General features: G+C 48.7%; 17 protein-coding genes. 13 read left to right on the forward strand and 4 right to left on the reverse strand.

What is annotated here, in order from left to right; genetic code table 11:
- Positions 1-2: 2 nt before the first annotated feature.
- From dsrK to B147_RS0110080, 13 genes are all read left to right on the forward strand, one after another.
- Complete coding sequence (dsrK, locus tag B147_RS0110020) at positions 3-1,661, forward strand: sulfate reduction electron transfer complex DsrMKJOP subunit DsrK (RefSeq protein ID WP_020587069.1); 1,659 nt, start codon at positions 3-5, stop codon at positions 1,659-1,661.
- 1 nt (position 1,662) lies between these two features.
- Complete coding sequence (gene dsrJ / locus B147_RS0110025; RefSeq protein WP_020587070.1) at positions 1,663-2,058, forward strand: sulfate reduction electron transfer complex DsrMKJOP subunit DsrJ; 396 nt, start codon at positions 1,663-1,665, stop codon at positions 2,056-2,058.
- The gene (dsrO, locus tag B147_RS0110030; RefSeq protein ID WP_020587071.1) at positions 2,055-2,879 is read left to right on the forward strand and encodes a sulfate reduction electron transfer complex DsrMKJOP subunit DsrO; all 825 of its coding nucleotides are present in this window, start codon (positions 2,055-2,057) and stop codon (positions 2,877-2,879) included. The genes dsrJ and dsrO overlap by 4 nt, the downstream gene beginning before the upstream one ends.
- Positions 2,880-2,890: 11 nt before the next feature.
- Positions 2,891-4,048 (forward strand): sulfate reduction electron transfer complex DsrMKJOP subunit DsrP, encoded by a 1,158-nt coding sequence (gene dsrP, locus B147_RS0110035; protein ID WP_020587072.1) that lies wholly within the window; start codon positions 2,891-2,893, stop codon positions 4,046-4,048.
- 126 nt (positions 4,049-4,174) lie between these two features.
- Positions 4,175-5,872, forward strand: coding sequence for a hypothetical protein (locus B147_RS0110040; protein WP_020587073.1), 1,698 nt, complete (start codon positions 4,175-4,177; stop codon positions 5,870-5,872).
- 131 nt (positions 5,873-6,003) lie between these two features.
- Positions 6,004-6,354, forward strand: a complete 351-nt coding sequence (locus tag B147_RS0110045) for a zinc ribbon domain-containing protein YjdM (RefSeq protein WP_020587074.1) — start codon at positions 6,004-6,006, stop codon at positions 6,352-6,354.
- A gap of 102 nt (positions 6,355-6,456) precedes the next feature.
- Positions 6,457-6,768 carry a 50S ribosomal protein L21 gene (gene rplU / locus B147_RS0110050; protein WP_020587075.1) on the forward strand — a complete coding sequence of 104 codons (312 nt, stop codon included), beginning with the start codon at positions 6,457-6,459 and terminating at the stop codon, positions 6,766-6,768.
- Positions 6,769-6,821: 53 nt separating this feature from the next.
- Positions 6,822-7,076, forward strand: a complete 255-nt coding sequence (rpmA, locus tag B147_RS0110055) for a 50S ribosomal protein L27 (protein WP_020587076.1) — start codon at positions 6,822-6,824, stop codon at positions 7,074-7,076.
- Positions 7,073-8,086: a GTPase ObgE gene (gene obgE, locus B147_RS0110060; protein WP_020587077.1), complete on the forward strand. Its 1,014-nt coding sequence runs from the start codon at positions 7,073-7,075 to the stop codon at positions 8,084-8,086. The genes rpmA and obgE overlap by 4 nt, the downstream gene beginning before the upstream one ends.
- Before the next feature lie 31 nt (positions 8,087-8,117).
- Positions 8,118-8,762, forward strand: coding sequence for a nicotinate-nucleotide adenylyltransferase (gene nadD / locus B147_RS0110065; protein ID WP_020587078.1), 645 nt, complete (start codon positions 8,118-8,120; stop codon positions 8,760-8,762).
- Positions 8,759-9,151, forward strand: a complete 393-nt coding sequence (gene rsfS / locus B147_RS0110070) for a ribosome silencing factor (RefSeq protein WP_020587079.1) — start codon at positions 8,759-8,761, stop codon at positions 9,149-9,151. Before nadD ends, rsfS begins: the two co-directional genes overlap by 4 nt.
- Complete coding sequence (gene gpmI, locus B147_RS0110075) at positions 9,141-10,685, forward strand: 2,3-bisphosphoglycerate-independent phosphoglycerate mutase (protein WP_020587080.1); 1,545 nt, start codon at positions 9,141-9,143, stop codon at positions 10,683-10,685. The genes rsfS and gpmI overlap by 11 nt, the downstream gene beginning before the upstream one ends.
- 60 nt (positions 10,686-10,745) lie before the next feature.
- A complete protein-coding gene (locus tag B147_RS0110080; RefSeq protein WP_020587081.1) occupies positions 10,746-11,258 on the forward strand; it encodes a type I restriction enzyme HsdR N-terminal domain-containing protein in 513 nt (170 codons plus the stop codon).
- A 206-nt stretch (positions 11,259-11,464) separates the two neighbouring features.
- On the opposite strand, the gene B147_RS0110085 is transcribed toward B147_RS0110080, so the two are convergent.
- The 4 genes from B147_RS0110085 to B147_RS0110100 all read right to left on the reverse strand — a co-directional run bounded on the left by B147_RS0110085 (position 11,465) and on the right by B147_RS0110100 (position 16,210).
- Complete coding sequence (locus B147_RS0110085) at positions 11,465-12,142, reverse strand: zinc ribbon domain-containing protein (RefSeq protein ID WP_020587082.1); 678 nt, start codon at positions 12,140-12,142, stop codon at positions 11,465-11,467.
- A 114-nt stretch (positions 12,143-12,256) separates the two neighbouring features.
- The gene (locus B147_RS0110090; protein ID WP_020587083.1) at positions 12,257-14,281 is read right to left on the reverse strand and encodes a pyruvate carboxylase subunit B; all 2,025 of its coding nucleotides are present in this window, start codon (positions 14,279-14,281) and stop codon (positions 12,257-12,259) included.
- A gap of 30 nt (positions 14,282-14,311) precedes the next feature.
- A complete protein-coding gene (locus B147_RS0110095) occupies positions 14,312-14,530 on the reverse strand; it encodes a hypothetical protein (RefSeq protein ID WP_020587084.1) in 219 nt (72 codons plus the stop codon).
- A 126-nt stretch (positions 14,531-14,656) separates the two neighbouring features.
- The gene (locus tag B147_RS0110100) at positions 14,657-16,210 is read right to left on the reverse strand and encodes an acyl-CoA carboxylase subunit beta (RefSeq protein ID WP_020587085.1); all 1,554 of its coding nucleotides are present in this window, start codon (positions 16,208-16,210) and stop codon (positions 14,657-14,659) included.
- Positions 16,211-16,235 lie beyond the last annotated feature (25 nt).

Consider the following 16,235-nt stretch of genomic DNA (forward strand, 5'->3'; position numbering starts at 1 on the left):
AGATGGCTGACGAACTTACACCGGATGAAGCATTAGACAAAATTGACTATCGTCCCCGGTCTAGCTCCGAGCCCAGCAACTGGCTGGATACTACCAAATCTGTTCAAATCCGGCCCGGCATGTACTGCTATGCAGCCAAACCGGAAAGTGTTCAAACACTGGGCCTCCCCAATGCCAGGCAATGGAATCCCCTGGATGATGACTGGAAATTGCCGGAAAACTGGCAACAGATCCTGCACGAGGGAATCAAAGAACGGCTGGAGCGTTTCCGTACCTTTAAAGTATTTATGGATATCTGTGTGCGTTGTGGCGCCTGTGCAGATAAATGCCATTTCTTTTTAGGCACCGGCGATCCCAAAAACATGCCGGTACTGCGGGCTGAGTTGCTGCGGTCTATTTACCGTAATGACTTCACCTTTGCCGGCAAGATCCTGAAAAAAATCCCGGGGGGTAAACGTCTGTTAGGTTCCAGGGAATTGAGCCTGGAAGCCCTCAAGGAGATGTGGTACTACTTTTTTCAATGTACCGAATGCCGGCGATGTTCAGTGTTCTGTCCCTACGGCATTGATACGGCCGAAATTACCATCATAGGCCGTGAGCTGCTCAACCTGATCGGGCTGAATATTGACTGGATTGCCACACCGGTTTCCAACTGTTACCAGACCGGTAACCATCTGGGCATCCAGCCCCATGCCTTCAAAGACATGCTGGAATTCTTTGTTGAAGACATTGAAGATGTCACAGGCGTTGACTGTACGCCTCAGTTCCAGAAAAAAGGCGCGGACATTCTTTTTATCACCCCGTCAGGCGACGTATTTGCCGATCCCGGTACGTATACCTGTCAGGGTTATATGATCTTGTTCAAATATCTCAAAGAAAAATACGGACTGGATGTCACCTGGTCAACCTACGCGTCCGAAGGCGGCAACTTCGGGTTCTTTACCTCCCACGAAACCATGAAACGGCTCAACGCCAAAATGTACGCCGAAGCAAAACGTCTGGGCGTCAAGTGGATTCTGGGCGGGGAATGCGGTCACATGTGGCGGGTCATCAACCAGTACATGGATACCATGAACGGCCCTGCCGACTTCCTTGAAGTGCCGGTGAACCCCATCACAGGCACCCGGTTTGAAAATGCCGCATCCACCAAGATGGTTCATATCACCGAATTTACGGCTGATTTGATTAAACACGGCAAGCTGGAACTCGATAAGAGCCGCAATGCCAACCGTATCTTGACCTTCCACGACTCCTGTAACCCTGCCCGCGGCATGGGACTGCTGGAAGAACCCAGGTATGTTATCAAGGCATGCGCAGACGAGTTTTATGAAATGCCTCCCAACACCATCAGAGAGCAGACATTCTGCTGCGGTTCCGGTGCCGGACTCAATGCCGGTGAAAACATTGAACTGAGAATGGCCGGTGCCCTTCCCCGGGCCAATGCCGTTAAATATGTTCATGAAAAATTCGGGGTTAACTCTTTAGCTACCATCTGCGCAATCGACAGGGCAGCCCTCCCCACCATGTGTGAATACTGGGTGCCTGAAGTCGATGTCATCGGCGTTCACGAACTTGTGGGCAACGCATTGATTCTGCCGGGTGAAAAGGAAAGAACCGAGGACCTGAGAATGGAACCCCTGCCCGGGGTAGAGGAGGAATAAGATGAGTAAAAACATGATTATGGCAGGACTTGCGGTATTCGTGCTCGCCGTTCTTTCTCCGTTCTGGTTCAATTTGATCACAACCACACAGGCAGCGCCTAAACCCGAACTTCTGGGAAAGGCTGCCGAGGCTAAAAAATGTGTTCTGGACAAATATGAAATGCGGGCAGAACATATGTACCTGCTGGATGTGTGGCGGGATTCTGTTGTACGTAATGGGGACCGCAAATACACCGGAACCAACGGCGAAACCTTTAACATGAGCCTGTCCACAGGTGAAAACTCCTGTCTGGGCTGCCATGAAGATAAAGCGAAATTCTGTGACAGCTGCCACGACTATGCCTCTGTGAGCCCCTATTGCTGGGATTGTCACACCAACCCCAAGGAGATTAAATGATGATAAAGAGCAGAAGAAGCTTTCTTAAAGTAGCGGGTATTGCTGCCATCGGAATGGGTGCTGCTCCGGTAATGAATCTTGCCGCATCAGAATCCCACGGCAGCGCCCAGCCCGAAATAGCCAGAAACGAAGAGGCAATGCATGCCGAACGCTGGGGTATGGTCATTGACACCTCTAAGTTGAGCGAAGAAGTTGCTGAAGCGGTAAAGGAAGCCTGTCATAAAGCCCATAACGTACCGGATTTCACCATGGAACCGGATGCTGAAAAATTCCCCGGCACCCGCCCGGTCAGGGATGGACAGGAAATCAAATGGATCTGGGACGAACATTTCCACTATGCCTTCCCGGATAAGGAAGATGAATTTTTGGCTGAAAAATTCCATGATCTTCCCTTCCTTGTGACCTGCAACCATTGTAAAAACGCGCCCTGTGTCCAGGCATGCCCCACCCAGGCAACATTCAAACGGGAAGACGGCATCGTCATCATGGACTTCCACCGCTGCATCGGCTGCCGCTTCTGTATGGCGGCCTGCCCCTACGGCTCACGGAGTTTCAACTTCAGAGACCCGCGTCCCTTCATTGAAGAGACAGCCCCGGGGTTCCCCACTCGGACCAAGGGTGTGGTTGAAAAATGCAACCTGTGTGCCGAACGTCTGGCTATAGGTGAGCAGCCCCATTGTGTGGAAGCAAGCGAAGGCGCCATCGTCGTCGGAGATCTGGAAGATCCTGAATCTGAAATCAGACATCTTCTGGCCGAACATTATACAATCAGACGTAAACAATCCCTGGGTACCGAACCCAGTGTTTACTACATCGTTTAAGAGAGGCGACTATGCTTGAGATAGCTATTAAAGGAAGTAAAAAATATTGGTTGTGGATCGTCCTTTTGCTCGCTGTCATGGGCGCAGGCGGCCTTGCCTACGTCGACCAGTTCCTGAACGGTCTGCAGATCACGGGCATGAGCCGGGACGTCTCCTGGGGATTTTACATCGCCAACTTCACCTTTCTTGTGGGTGTTGCCGCAGGTGGTGTTATGGTGGTCATTCCCTATTACCTGCATGATTATGAACGGTTCCACAGGATCACGATTTTAGGTGAATTCCTGGCGGTTGCCTGCCTGATCATGTGCCTGCTGTTCATTGTTGTTGACTTAGGCCAGCCCATTCGTATGCTGAACGTGCTGCTATACCCCACCCCCCACTCCATGCTCTTTTATGACATGATTGTTCTCAACGGGTATCTGTTTTTGAACATTCTTGTGGGCTGGAAAGTGCTTGAGGCAGAAAGAAACCAGGTTGAACCTGTTTGGTGGACCAAACCCCTTGTTTTGATATCCATCCCCTTTGCCATCGGCATCCATACGGTAACTGCTTACCTGTACTGTGGCCTGCCCGGTCGTGGTTTCTGGCTGACGGCCATTTTAGCCCCAAGATTTTTGGCATCTGCCTTTGCGGCCGGCCCTGCGTTCCTGATCATCCTTTGTTACATTATCAGAAAGTTCACCAAGTTTGATCCAGGCTGGGAAGCCATGCAGACCTTATCAAAAATTGTCTGCTACGCCATCATTGCCAACCTGTTCTTCTTTGCTTGTGAGTGTTTCGTGGTTTACTACTCCGGTATCCCCAGCCATCTGGCCCATACCCAGTACCTGCTGTTCGGCCTGCACGGCCACAACATGATGGTGCCCTGGATGTGGAGCGCTCTGATCCTGATGGGTGTAGGCGCCATTTTCCTGGTGATCCCCAAACTGAGAAACAACAAAGCACTGTTGCCTGTCACCTGTGCCATGGTCTTTTTCGGTGCCTGGATCGACAAGGCGCTGGGCATGATCGCTGGTGGTTTTGTTCCTTCCCCGCTACACCATGTGAGGGAGTATGCCCCCACACTCCAGGAAGGGATTATTGCCTTGGGTGTATACGGCGCAGGCTTTTTTGTACTGACTATCCTGTACAAACTTGCCACTACAGTTAAAGAAGAGGTTCGCGGATAGTTTAAGACACGTTTATCTGCAATATTTACCTGATATTTTAAAGGGGGCTTTTTCATAGAAGCTCCCTTTTTATTTTACCATGAAGGCCATAAAGCGCATGAAGAATATACCGGAAGATGAATCTTCATGTCCTTCATGCGCTTTATGGTTTTGAATTATAACCACATTAATTTTATGATACCAACATCGGAATCTTTTGTAGAAAACCTGAAAAACAGGATTCTTGCGGCTCTTTTTTCCAAAGAAACAGATCAGCTGAAAATCCTAATAGAACATGCCACAGATACAGCAAAAAATCCTGAACTTAGCGAAACAGATGAAAAGTATTTGCGCCAGACCTTGACCGCCCTTCTCAGGCACAAACATCTGCTTGATAATGCAACCGGTTTAAAGCAACAGACAAAGCATCTTAAAATGCTGCTTGCAGACAAAGTCCGTCAGGCTGATCCCGGCCACATGGAATATAAATATTGGGAAAATCAACTGGACATCTCCCCCTGGCAGCGCACCTACATATTCAGTCAGGCCATTACCTTCCAGATGACGTCCGGCTGCTCCAATTTCTGTCGGCGATGCAATGAATGGGCGCTACCAAAAGTCCGGGGGCATTTCAGCTATGATGCGGTCAATACATTTATTGAGACATTTATGACTCATGGAAACAAGGACTTAGCCCTCTACGGCGGATCGGACCCACTGGACTGGTGTGATGAAACCCATGATATCACCCATGTGCTGAACCGCTTGGCCGAAACCAGCCAATTCAGTCTGCTGACCAAAATACCAAGGGGAAAAGGGGAACTTGCAAAAGCGTTGACCAAGTCCGGTATTCCACTGTCTGTCAGCCTGACCGACCGCAACAGAAACAGAATTCTTAGTATTGAAAAACAGATGGGGCAATCCTTTACCAAGCAACATGCCACAGCCGATCTTTTGATCCCTGCAGGACTTGATGAAGACTTTACCACGGTCAAGCCCTCCATTACAGACAGCTACGGCACGGAAATTTCCCTTGACGGATGTTTTGCCGTCATCCCCGCATTTACCAGCGCATTGCACCCCTTTGGCCATAAAAAAATCAGGATTACCTCCAAAGCCACATTTATCCCCAGAAAAAAAATCGGCCGCCCTGCCCTTTTAGTGGATTATTTCAAACCCCTTGAAGTATTTACAGAACAAGGACCGTCTATTCTACCTGCGCTTTTAGACGTTCAGGTGGAAAACATCCTCTTTGATAACGGCAGTGATGAACTGACCCCACCGGGCATGAGAAGCATCAGGGAATATTTTGATGTTTTTTCAGACAAGGCCCGGCTTAAAAGAAAAAGCCTGACTCCTTCGGTGGTTAAACGGATAAAAGCCAAGTATCTGTACAATACCTGTTTCCGAAATCTCAGACCGGAAAACAAGGCAGCCATGAAAAACGAAATCCTTGATCATGTCCGGTTTACAAGAAAAGATATCGTGGCACAGGCAAGAACCTGCAGTATCTCTTTTTTTCTTGCCTCCATTTATGCCTATATTCAAAACCAGCCCATAAAATGCCGGATTATCCGTCATCTAACTAGGCAGGAGTATATGCAGCTTGGGGTACTTTTCCGATACCTTGATCTCTCCTCTCCCATTGCAGAAAGGCTTGAAGACCCGAACACCGACCCATGGCTTCTATTCAGGTATTATGCCCTGGCCCTTGTCCACGAGGGGTCCTTAAAACTGGTCAACCAGTTTATCCGAACCTGTCCCGCCGCCTTTCATCCCCAAAAAGACCGGTTTATACCTGCAAATAAGATTAAACGGTCATCGAAGTTGACAAAAACTGTTTGACTCAAATCAAGCGCCACTGATATACACACAGCATATAATACAGTCTTCATTTGCCTTTCATCGTGATACGTGTTTCACTGCATGAAAAAAATTTTTAAACCAATCTATAAAATCAACCAGGAAAATTTGCTATGTCAGCTGAAGAAAATGTATGTCCCAAATGTAATTCACCTTATGCCTATACCGATGGCTTGTTGTGGATATGCCCTGAATGTGCCCATGAGTGGACACCGGATCAGGCTTGTGATACCCCCTCGGAAGATGCACCACGATTCCTTGATGCCAATGGTAATCCGTTGCAGGATGGTGATACAGTGACCACTATCAAAGATCTTAAGGCCGGCAAGGACACAATGAAACTGGGGACGAAGGTAAAAAATATCAAACTTCTTGATGACCCGGTAAACGGCCACGATATTTCCTGTAAGATTCCAGGGTTTGGCGCCATGTACCTTAAATGTTCCGTTGTTAAAAAGGCGTAGTGGAAAATCAAAAATCAATTGACAATAAAGGCAAATAATTATATCATGCAGAGTTTTTTTAAGTATCCGATATATGATGTCAGATTGTAAGGAGATAAACCCATGTATGCAGTAATCAGAACCGGGGGCAAACAATACAAGGTCCACGAAGATCAGGTTTTAAAAGTCGAAAAACTTGAGGGTAGTGAAGGATCGCAGATTGAATTTAATGATATCCTTTTATATTCCGATGGTGAGACCGTTACCTTAGGCGCGCCCCAGGTTGAAAATGCAAGCGTCAAAGCGATGATTGTGGAACAGGGCCGGAGCAAAAAACAGCTTGTATTCAAATACAAACGGCGCAAAGGCTACCGGAAAATGAGAGGGCACAGACAGCATTACACTGAAATCAGAATTGATTCCATTTCAGCTTAAGTGTTTGTCAAGGTATATTAAATTTGTAACGTGTTAATGAAAGAGAGCGAAACATGTCACATAAAAAAGCAGCAGGCAGTTCAAAAAACGGTCGTGATTCAAACGCCCAACGGCGGGGCGTAAAAAAATTCGGTGGAGAACAAGTTACTGCCGGTAATATCATTATCAGACAGTGCGGCACCAAAATTCATCCCGGCAATAATGTCGGTATGGGCAAAGACTATACCATTTTTGCCAAGATTGACGGTGTCGTGACCTTTGAAAGAAAAGGTCGTGACAGAAAAAAAGTCAGTGTTTATGACGCGTGAAATTTGTTGATGAGGTCATTGTTACGATCAGGTCCGGAAGCGGCGGTGCAGGATGCGTCAGTTTCCGGCGTGAACGTTTCATTGAAAAAGGCGGGCCTGACGGCGGAGACGGCGGCGATGGGGGGAATGTTATCCTCCGGGTGGATCCTTCAAAACGGACCCTTTATGAATATCGCCGCCGGAAACGTTTAAGTGCACAGAACGGATCACCCGGCCTTGGTCGGCAGAAGCATGGAAAAAACGGCAGCCACTGTTATCTATCACTTCCACCTGGGACCATTGTTTTTGATGCCCAAACCTCAGAGGTCCTTGCCGACCTCACTGATCCCGACAAAGAGATAATAATTGCCCAGGGCGGCATGGGCGGACGGGGCAATAAACGGTTTGCGACATCCACCAACAGGGTGCCCAGATTCGCCCAGCCCGGAATTCCGGGCGTTGAGATGAAGCTTCGCCTGGAGCTTAAACTCATGGCGGATGTCGGGCTTGTGGGGCTGCCCAATGCAGGTAAGTCCACTCTGATTTCGGCCATGTCTGCGGCCCGTCCCAAAATTGCCGACTATCCCTTTACCACACTGACCCCCACCATCGGTATGGTGGAAGCGCCCTTTGGTGAACCCTTTGCCGTGGCCGACATTCCCGGACTGATTGAAGGTGCCCATGAAGGGGTGGGACTTGGGATAAAATTTCTTAAACATATTGAACGTACCGGTATTCTGGTGCATCTTATTGATTCCGGCGGCATTGATCCGGAAAATCCGTTGGCACAGTTTCAACTTATCAACAATGAGCTGTCAATGCACAGCGATACTCTGGCAAACAAAACCCAGGTTGTGGTGCTCAACAAGCTTGATCTTACGGGCACAGAAAACCGGGTTGAGGCCTTCAAAAACGCTTTGCCTGATCAGACTATTTTTACCATCTCCGCAGCCACGGGCAAAGGCGTTAAATCTTTGATCAAACACCTGGCTCAACTGCTTCAAGCATCAACACCTGAAGACAAGGAATAGTGCCGGGCAATGTTTTACGGACACAGCCAAAATGAATGCAGGACTTTTCGGCGGCACATTCAATCCGATTCACAACGGCCATTTGGGAATTATCCAATATGTTAAGGCGCAGTACGCCTTTGACACAATCATCCTTTATCCGTCTGCCCTGCCCCCCCACAAACCGAACCTGAACCTGGCCTCCGCCCGGGACCGGCTAAAAATGGTAACAGACGCCGTAAAAAATCTGGGCGGATTTCAGGTATCCGACATTGAGCTGCAGCGAAAAGGTCCGTCATTTACCATTGATACCATATCCCAGTTTAAACGTGTCTTTGGCAGCCAGGCCCGTTTTCATCTGCTTTTAGGCTCTGACGCTTTTTTTGACACGCCCTCCTGGAAACAGGCCCATCAAATTTTTGGGGCCCTCCCCGTGATCGTGATGCAACGGGGTGAAAAAACCGGAATGGCACCTTTTGCATCCTTTATTGACGAACACGTTTCAAAAGGCTACAAGCTTAAAAACGATAATATTTTTGTCCATGACCGGCTTTATCCCATCCGCATCTGCAATGTGCCTAGAATTGATATTTCCTCGACACAGATACGGAACCGAATCAAAGCCGGTAAATCAATCTCAGGACTTGTACCTGAAGATGTTGAGACTTTTATCAGAACAAAGGATTTATATAAATGATCGTCCTCGAAGAGGAATATATCCCCTATCTTGCTCCTATATTTGACCGAAAACCCAGAAGCGTAACCGCACTGATGGTCGGTAAACTCACCTCTTATACAGACATGGTGGTCATTGTAGAGGCCGGATCAAGCAGACAGGTCACCTCACTTTCCGAACACATTATAACATCCCTTAAGGAAGCAAAGATAAAGGCGACAGGTACAGAAGGCATCAAGGAGGGCCAGTGGGCGCTTCTTGATTTCGGGCACCTGATCATCCATGTTTTTGAATCCGAAGCCAAGGCATTTTACGACTTAGAAGGACTGTGGAGTGATGCCGATCCGGTTGACCTCTCCGGATTTGGTACACAGACAGAAACAGACATGGAGAATGACGATGAGTTCTGAAAAAAAACCGGTCAATATCTTGATGATACTTGACGGATGGGGCATCAACCATTCGGAAGAAGGTAATGCCGTAGCGGCAGCCAATACACCGTTTCTGGATATGCTTTCGGTAAATTTCCCAAGCACAGCCCTTAAGTGCTGCGGCGAGGCAGTGGGCCTTCCCGAGGAGACCATGGGCAACTCTGAGGTAGGCCACATGAACATCGGGGCCGGCAGAGTTGTGGCCCAGGATTTTGTCCGAATTAACACAGCCATCCAAGATAATAGTTTTTTTTCTACCCCGGCACTGGTGTCTGTCATGGATAAGGTCAAACAAGCCGATAGAAGCCTTCATTTTTTGGGACTGCTTTCCGATGGTGGAGTTCACTCCCACATCAACCATCTGTTCGCTTTAATAAAAATGGCAAAGGATAAGGGCATTACCAAAGTTTTCATCCACCCCATTATGGACGGCCGGGATACGTCTCCCACGTCAGGCATTGGTTTTTTGAAACAGCTTGACGAAAAAATCCAGGAGATTGGCACAGGAAAGGTCGCCACCATGACCGGCCGCTTCTGGGCCATGGACCGGGACACCCGCTGGGAACGGGTACAAAAAGCCTATGAACTTTATACCCAAGGCAAGGGCGTTGATGCTTCCGATCAAAGTCCTATCCAGGCCATCCAGGCCGCCTATGATAGGGAAGAAACCGATGAATTCATCAAACCGGTTAGCTTTTGTCCGGGCAATGAAGGAAACATTGAACAAGAAGATGGCGTCATTTTTTTCAACTTCCGGGCTGACCGGGCAAAGGAGATCACCCGGGCATTCACGGAGAAAACCTTTGACGGGTTTAAGCGTACCGTAAACCCCACACTCTCCGATTTTGTGTGCATGACACAGTACGACGAGCAATTTGATCTACCCGTAGCCTTTGGCCCCCAGCATCTGGACAAGATTTTGGGGCAGATTTTAAGCGAGCATAAAATCCCCCAGCTTCGCATTGCAGAGACTGAAAAGTATGCCCACGTCACCTATTTTTTCAACGGTGGAGATGAGGCTGTTTTTGACGGAGAGGAGCGCATACTCATCCCCTCTCCCCGGGATGTGGACACCTATGACCAGAAGCCTGAGATGAGTGCAGACAAAGTGGCGGACAAAGCCTGTGAACAAATTCGTTCAGGCAAATTTCAATTTGTGGTGCTTAATTTTGCCAACATGGACATGGTGGGTCATACCGGTATATTTGATGCGGCAGTCAAAGCATGTGAAACCGTGGACCGCTGTGTAAAAAAAGTGGTGGAAGCTATCTGGGAAACCGGCGGCACAGCCTTTATCACCGCAGACCACGGCAACTCCGAACAAATGCTGGCCCCGGACGGGTCTCCTCATACGGCCCATACCTTAAATCCGGTAAGGTTTATTGTTGCAGCCAAACCCACCCCTGCCGTTACGCTTTTGAGCGGCAAGCTTGGGGATATTGCGCCAACCATACTCAAGGTGCTCGGCATGGATCAGCCTTTGGAAATGACGGGCCAGTGTCTAATCCGTTGATCTTTTCCAAAAGTTAAAGACGATATTAATAATAATTTTCAATCTAACAGTTTATAAATTATGATATTTGATCAAGTCACCGACTATATTACCGGCAAAGAGATAGACAATGTCGGCGCTGAAGCCAGCCGCCAGATTTTTGAAAAATTCTTGGTTGAAACCAAGGGATACGCCAAATCGGATATTCTTGTGGATGTGCCTTTAACCGTTCAGTTCAAGGGTGAAGACTATCCATCCGTGATCGATCTGATTGTAAGTGTGGAAGGCCGCCCCTTTATGGCTATCACCTGTGTGGCAGGGTCCATTGGATCCTATGAAAGGGAAATCCTGGCCGGTGCCAGACTGGTCTATGACCATATTATTCCCTTTGCCGTATCCACGGATGCCAGGAATGCCATTATCAAGGACACATGCACGGGAAAAACTATAGGACAGGGACTTGACGCAGTTCCGGATCATTCCAAGGCTCAGGCCCTGTTAAACGAAATTAAGGACACGCCCTTTGATCCGGGGAAAAGAAGCGGTGAAATGATTATTTACAGATCTTTCAACCTGGAAAAGATCAACAAATAAAGACTAAGGACTCGCGCAAAAATAACTTTGCGCGAGTCCTAACCGTCAAGCAAGGTCTGAATTTCGGGAATGGTGAAATTCAAACCCTCCAGGTCCAGGTGTGTACGGCGTCACACACAAACTTGAGCATCATTCTTTTAGTGTGCCTCAACGCCCTGTTTTTACGGGGGGCTTCCCCAATGACGCTCCTGCATATCGCTGCTTTCTTATGCCTTTGGCACATCTTTGCCGCAATGTTTGCATACGGTGGCCCGATTCTTAATAATCTCGGCACAAAAAGGGCATTCCCGGGTGAAATGACGTGCATGGAGCTGTTCAATTGCTTTTTGCACCCCTTCCTGCAACACCGGGGTCGGAAACTTATGGTTAATCAGGTGCTCCACAGCCGTGGCATCACCTAATTCCCCCACCATTTCCACCGCTTTCAATCTTGCTTTAGGCGGAATATTGGGGTCCAGGCAGATCTTTAAAATCTCATCCCAGTCTTTGGAAATATAATAATCCGTGAGAATGGAAAAGGTCTTTTTCAGCAGTTCTTTCTGGGCTTGCTCCGCCACAAGGGCTGCATCATCCATAACAGATCCTGTGCCCCCGATGGGACTGAATACGGGCATGTATTCAAAATGGTCGGCGCCGGGTTCGCAAAAGCACCGGTAAGAGGCGGGGGCTTCCATGGATTCCATCAAATGCTCCCATCCTTTTTTATACGACGGGCAGTCATCATTAAAACAGACAAACAGATAGGGGGTTTGCCACCCCAGACCATCCGAAAAATTAATGGGCGGAATCTCCCACAGGGTCATTTCTTCATTACAATGCGGACAATGGGGCTTGTCCATTTTTATATATTTTTCAAGCAGTTCTTCTTTGGTTTCAAATGCCATTGTATTCTCCTTATGATAATTGTGCCGGATTACAAACCCGCAGCATCTACCATAATAAGCACAGAGGGGTGGTTGTCAAACCACCCCTCTGTTGTGTTTTAGATAATCGTGAGATTATTCTATGATTGCCAGCACATCATCCTTGGCCACAGAATCACCTGATTTAAAATTGATGGCAGTGATCGTTCCATCGGCTGTTGCCGGAAGGATATTTTCCATCTTCATGGCCTCAATCACCACAACGGTATCGCCTGCATTCACTGTATCCCCCACATTTTTCTCATACTTGACAATCATGCCGGGCATGGGTGCCAGAACAGGTGTGCCGGAACCAGCAGCCGCAGCAGGTTTGGGTGCGGCTGCGGTCGATTTTGGTGGAGTAGGCTTTGGGGCCGGTGCTGCCGCCGGGGCAGCCGGGGGAGCTGCAGGGGGGGCTGGTGAAGCCACAGGCGGTGCTGCAGGGGTAGCCGCAGCAAGCGCAGCATAGGAGATCACAGGAGAACCGCCTACTTCATCGACACCCACCTCAAAACATTCACCGTCAACAAATACATTAAAGGTTCTGGCAAACTCGCTTTTTTCAGGAAGATCCGCAACCGGCTCAATGAGTTTGCCGGCCTTAGCCTTTTTAATCATATCCTCCTGTTTTTTAACATCTTCCAAGGTAATGGGTTTGACGGCATCAGGCACCTGCTCTTTGCCATACTTCTGCATCAGGTATTTTTTGCCGGTTACGGGGAACAGGGCACACAGGATAAGATCCTCCTCATCCACGGCCAGATCGCCAATCTCTTCCCTGGCTTTTTCAAGTTCCGGCGTCAACACCTCAGCCGGGCGGCAGGTAATGGGGTCGTCTCCCCTTTCATAGTCCTTGAGCGCTTTTTTCTGCAATTGGGCATCAATGGGGACTGCCGTTTTTCCATACAGGCCGTAACACAGATCCTTAACCTGGGCCGTAATCATCTTGTAGCGCTCTTCCTTGGTATCAAACAGCACATTGTTCACTGTCTGGGTACCCACAATCCGGCTGGTGGGCGTCACAAGGGGAATCTGCCCTAATTCTTTCCTGACCCTGGGAAGTTCTTTGTACACCTCATCAATTTTATCCAGAGCATCCATTTCCCGAAGCTGTTTAATCAAGTTGGCACGCATGAAGTCCGGTGCCTGGTTCAGGAGCACATCAATATCGATCAAGGAAACGCGGCTGTCATCCAGCAGGTGTTTATACTTGGGTATTACCTCTTTTTCCAGGGTCTCATTAATCCGGGTAAGGGCATTGATATCAAATCCCGTATCCCGGTTGGTACCCAAAAGACTCATTACAAAAGGCTCAAGTGCGGCATGGGATGTTCTGTAAGCATAAGGCGTCATGCAGGTATCAATGATGTCAATCCCAGCCTCTACAGCCTTGAGATGGGTCATGGGGGACATGCCCGAAGTAAAATGGGAATGCAGGTGGATCGGGGGTTTGACTTCAGCTTTCAGCGCTTTTACCAGCTCAAAGGCGTCATAGGGAGCCATCAACCCGGCCACATCCTTGATGCAGATGGAGTCGGCTCCCATATCCTCAAGGGCTTTGGCTTTTTTTACATAATAGTCCAGGTTATATATCCCTTTGCCCAGGCGGGGCTCTGTCAGGGTATAGCAGATGCAGCCCTGGAAATGCGCCCCGCACTCTTTCATCACAGGCACCACAGTTTCAAAATTTCTGTAATCATTGAGCGCATCAAAGGTTCTGAAAATATCCAATCCGTTTTCCACGGTCTTTTTAACAAAAAGTTCGGCCAGATCATCGGCATAGTTACGGTATCCCACAAGTTTCTGGCCGCGCAGCAGCATGGAAATGGGGGTTTTCTTGAAATACCGTTTCAGGGTGCGAAGCCGCTGCCAAGGATCTTCATTGAGATACCGGTGCATGGTATGAAAAGAGGCACCGCCCCAGACCTCCACAGCCCAGAAACCGATTTCATCCATCTGCTCGGCCACAGGGATCATATCTTCGGTGCGGCCCCGGGTGGCAAACAATGACTGATGGCCGTCCCGCAGGGAGAGATCCTGAATTTTCAGGGGATTTTTTGCCTTGGGTCGTGCTTGGGAATAATCCATCTCAACCATTTTAACTTCATTGTGATCGGTCATAATATCCTACACATAATTTCTTTTATTTTATCATTTAAACATTCTTTGCCGTATCATTGCGTTGGCATTCATAATCGCCTGCCGTCCAGAAAGGCCCCAAAGGTTCATCTGCCCAACCGGGGCAGAAGTTAAAGATTTGGCAGCAGCATCGGCAGCCTGGCTTTGCATCGCAACCACGGCGGCCTCCTCTTCCGTTCTAATATACATGTGAACGGCAGCCATGGCAGCAGCCAATCTTTTATTTTTCATGAAAAAGGTCTCCTTGACTTTTTAAACGATTTTTATAAAACGCCCTGTAATATATAACGATTTGCAACTTTCGTTGTGGGCTGTATAAGGGGTGAGAAACCAAAAAACAAGAACAGCCCATAGCAGTTAAACCGGAATATTTCCGTGTTTCTTAGCCGGCCTAAATTCCCGTTTGGTTGCCACGGCCTCAAGGGCATCTATAAGTCGTGGCCGGGTTTCACTCGGCTGGATCACCGCATCCACATATCCCCTTGCTGCGGCACAATAGGGATTTGAAAACTGGGTATTATACTCTTCAATTTTTTGCTTGCGCGTGGCTGCGGGGTCTTCGGAATTTTTTATCTCCCTTGCATGGATGACGTTTGCAGCGCCTTCAGCCCCCATGACGGCAACCTCGGCCATGGGCCAGGCAAAGGCCATATCCGCACCAAGATGTTTGGAGCACATGGCGATATATGATCCGCCGTAATCCTTTCGTGTGATCAGCAAAAGCTTGGGCACTGTGGCTTCGGCGTAGCACCATAACAGTTTTGCCCCGTGCCGGATGACCCCGCCCCATTCCTGGTGGGAACCGGGCAGATATCCGGGCACATCGGCAATGGTGAGCAAAGGAATATTAAAGGCATCACAGAACCGGATAAATCGGGTGGCCTTGTCGGAGGCATCAATATCCAGGCAACCGGCCATGATCATGGGCTGGTTGGCAATGATACCGATGGGCCGGCCGTTGAGCCGGGCAAAACAGACCACAATGTTTCTGGCAAAATACTGGTGGGGCTCAAAAAAATAGCCGTCATCCACAATGGCGGCAATGACCTGTTTGACATCATAGGCCTGGTTGGATCTATCCGGAATAATGGTGTCAAGGGACGGGGCCATGCGATACGGGGAATCGTCTGTGGGTTTGATCGGGGGATCTTCCATATTGTTGGACGGCAGAAAGGATAAAAGCTGCTTGATCTGCTCAATGCAGTCCTCATCAGACGCACAGGCAAACTGCGCCACCCCGGACTTTTCGTTATGGGTCATGGCACCGCCAAGCGCTTCAAAGGTGATTTCCTCGCCGGTGACCGCCTTGATAACATTAGGACCGGTGATGAACATATACGAGGATTCCTTGACCATGAAGATAAAATCAGTCATGGCCGGAGAATACACCGCTCCGCCTGCCGTAGGGCCCATGATGGCCGAAATCTGCGGAATCACACCGGAAGCCGCGGAATTACGAAAAAATATTTCGCCGTAACCGGACAAAGCATCAATGCCCTCTTGAATCCGGGCACCGCCGGAATCGTTCATGCCGATAACTGGGACGCCGGATTTAATCCCTAAGTCCATGACCTTACATATTTTTTTGGCCTGCATTTCTCCTAGTGATCCGGCCGAGGCCGTAAAATCCTGGGCATAGGCAAATACCAGACGACCGTTTACCTTTCCATGGCCCGTGATTACGCCGTCTGCGGGAATTTCCTTGGTTTCCATGCCAAAATTGGTGCACCGGTGGGTCACAAACATGTCCAGTTCCCTGAAGGTGCCGGCATCAAACAGCAGGTTTAGACGCTGTCTGGCGTTAAGTACGCCCTTTTCACGCCGTTTGGCCAAAGCTTTTTCACCGCCCATGGCCTTGATTTTTTTCTCTTTTAGCCTTAATTCCTGAATTTTGTCGGAAGTGACTCCCATAATTCACATTTCTTCTTAAAATTAT

The organism is Desulfobacter curvatus DSM 3379 (genome assembly GCF_000373985.1).
Classification (GTDB): Bacteria; Desulfobacterota; Desulfobacteria; order Desulfobacterales; family Desulfobacteraceae; genus Desulfobacter; species Desulfobacter curvatus.

What these genes read in the sequence shown, in the direction of transcription:
- nadD (WP_020587078.1), top strand. Translation starts at nt 8,118, where the DNA reads ATGAATGCAGGACTTTTCGGCGGCACATTCAATCCGATTCACAACGGC.
- B147_RS0110085 (WP_020587082.1), bottom strand. Translation starts at nt 12,142, where the DNA reads ATGGCATTTGAAACCAAAGAAGAACTGCTTGAAAAATATATAAAAATG.
- rsfS (WP_020587079.1), top strand. Translation starts at nt 8,759, where the DNA reads ATGATCGTCCTCGAAGAGGAATATATCCCCTATCTTGCTCCTATATTT.
- dsrK (WP_020587069.1), top strand. Translation starts at nt 3, where the DNA reads ATGGCTGACGAACTTACACCGGATGAAGCATTAGACAAAATTGACTAT.
- dsrO (WP_020587071.1), top strand. Translation starts at nt 2,055, where the DNA reads ATGATGATAAAGAGCAGAAGAAGCTTTCTTAAAGTAGCGGGTATTGCT.
- rpmA (WP_020587076.1), top strand. Translation starts at nt 6,822, where the DNA reads ATGTCACATAAAAAAGCAGCAGGCAGTTCAAAAAACGGTCGTGATTCA.
- rplU (WP_020587075.1), top strand. Translation starts at nt 6,457, where the DNA reads ATGTATGCAGTAATCAGAACCGGGGGCAAACAATACAAGGTCCACGAA.
- dsrP (WP_020587072.1), top strand. Translation starts at nt 2,891, where the DNA reads ATGCTTGAGATAGCTATTAAAGGAAGTAAAAAATATTGGTTGTGGATC.
- gpmI (WP_020587080.1), top strand. Translation starts at nt 9,141, where the DNA reads ATGAGTTCTGAAAAAAAACCGGTCAATATCTTGATGATACTTGACGGA.
- B147_RS0110080 (WP_020587081.1), top strand. Translation starts at nt 10,746, where the DNA reads ATGATATTTGATCAAGTCACCGACTATATTACCGGCAAAGAGATAGAC.
- B147_RS0110100 (WP_020587085.1), bottom strand. Translation starts at nt 16,210, where the DNA reads ATGGGAGTCACTTCCGACAAAATTCAGGAATTAAGGCTAAAAGAGAAA.
- B147_RS0110095 (WP_020587084.1), bottom strand. Translation starts at nt 14,530, where the DNA reads ATGAAAAATAAAAGATTGGCTGCTGCCATGGCTGCCGTTCACATGTAT.
- B147_RS0110045 (WP_020587074.1), top strand. Translation starts at nt 6,004, where the DNA reads ATGTCAGCTGAAGAAAATGTATGTCCCAAATGTAATTCACCTTATGCC.
- B147_RS0110040 (WP_020587073.1), top strand. Translation starts at nt 4,175, where the DNA reads ATGTCCTTCATGCGCTTTATGGTTTTGAATTATAACCACATTAATTTT.
- B147_RS0110090 (WP_020587083.1), bottom strand. Translation starts at nt 14,281, where the DNA reads ATGACCGATCACAATGAAGTTAAAATGGTTGAGATGGATTATTCCCAA.
- dsrJ (WP_020587070.1), top strand. Translation starts at nt 1,663, where the DNA reads ATGAGTAAAAACATGATTATGGCAGGACTTGCGGTATTCGTGCTCGCC.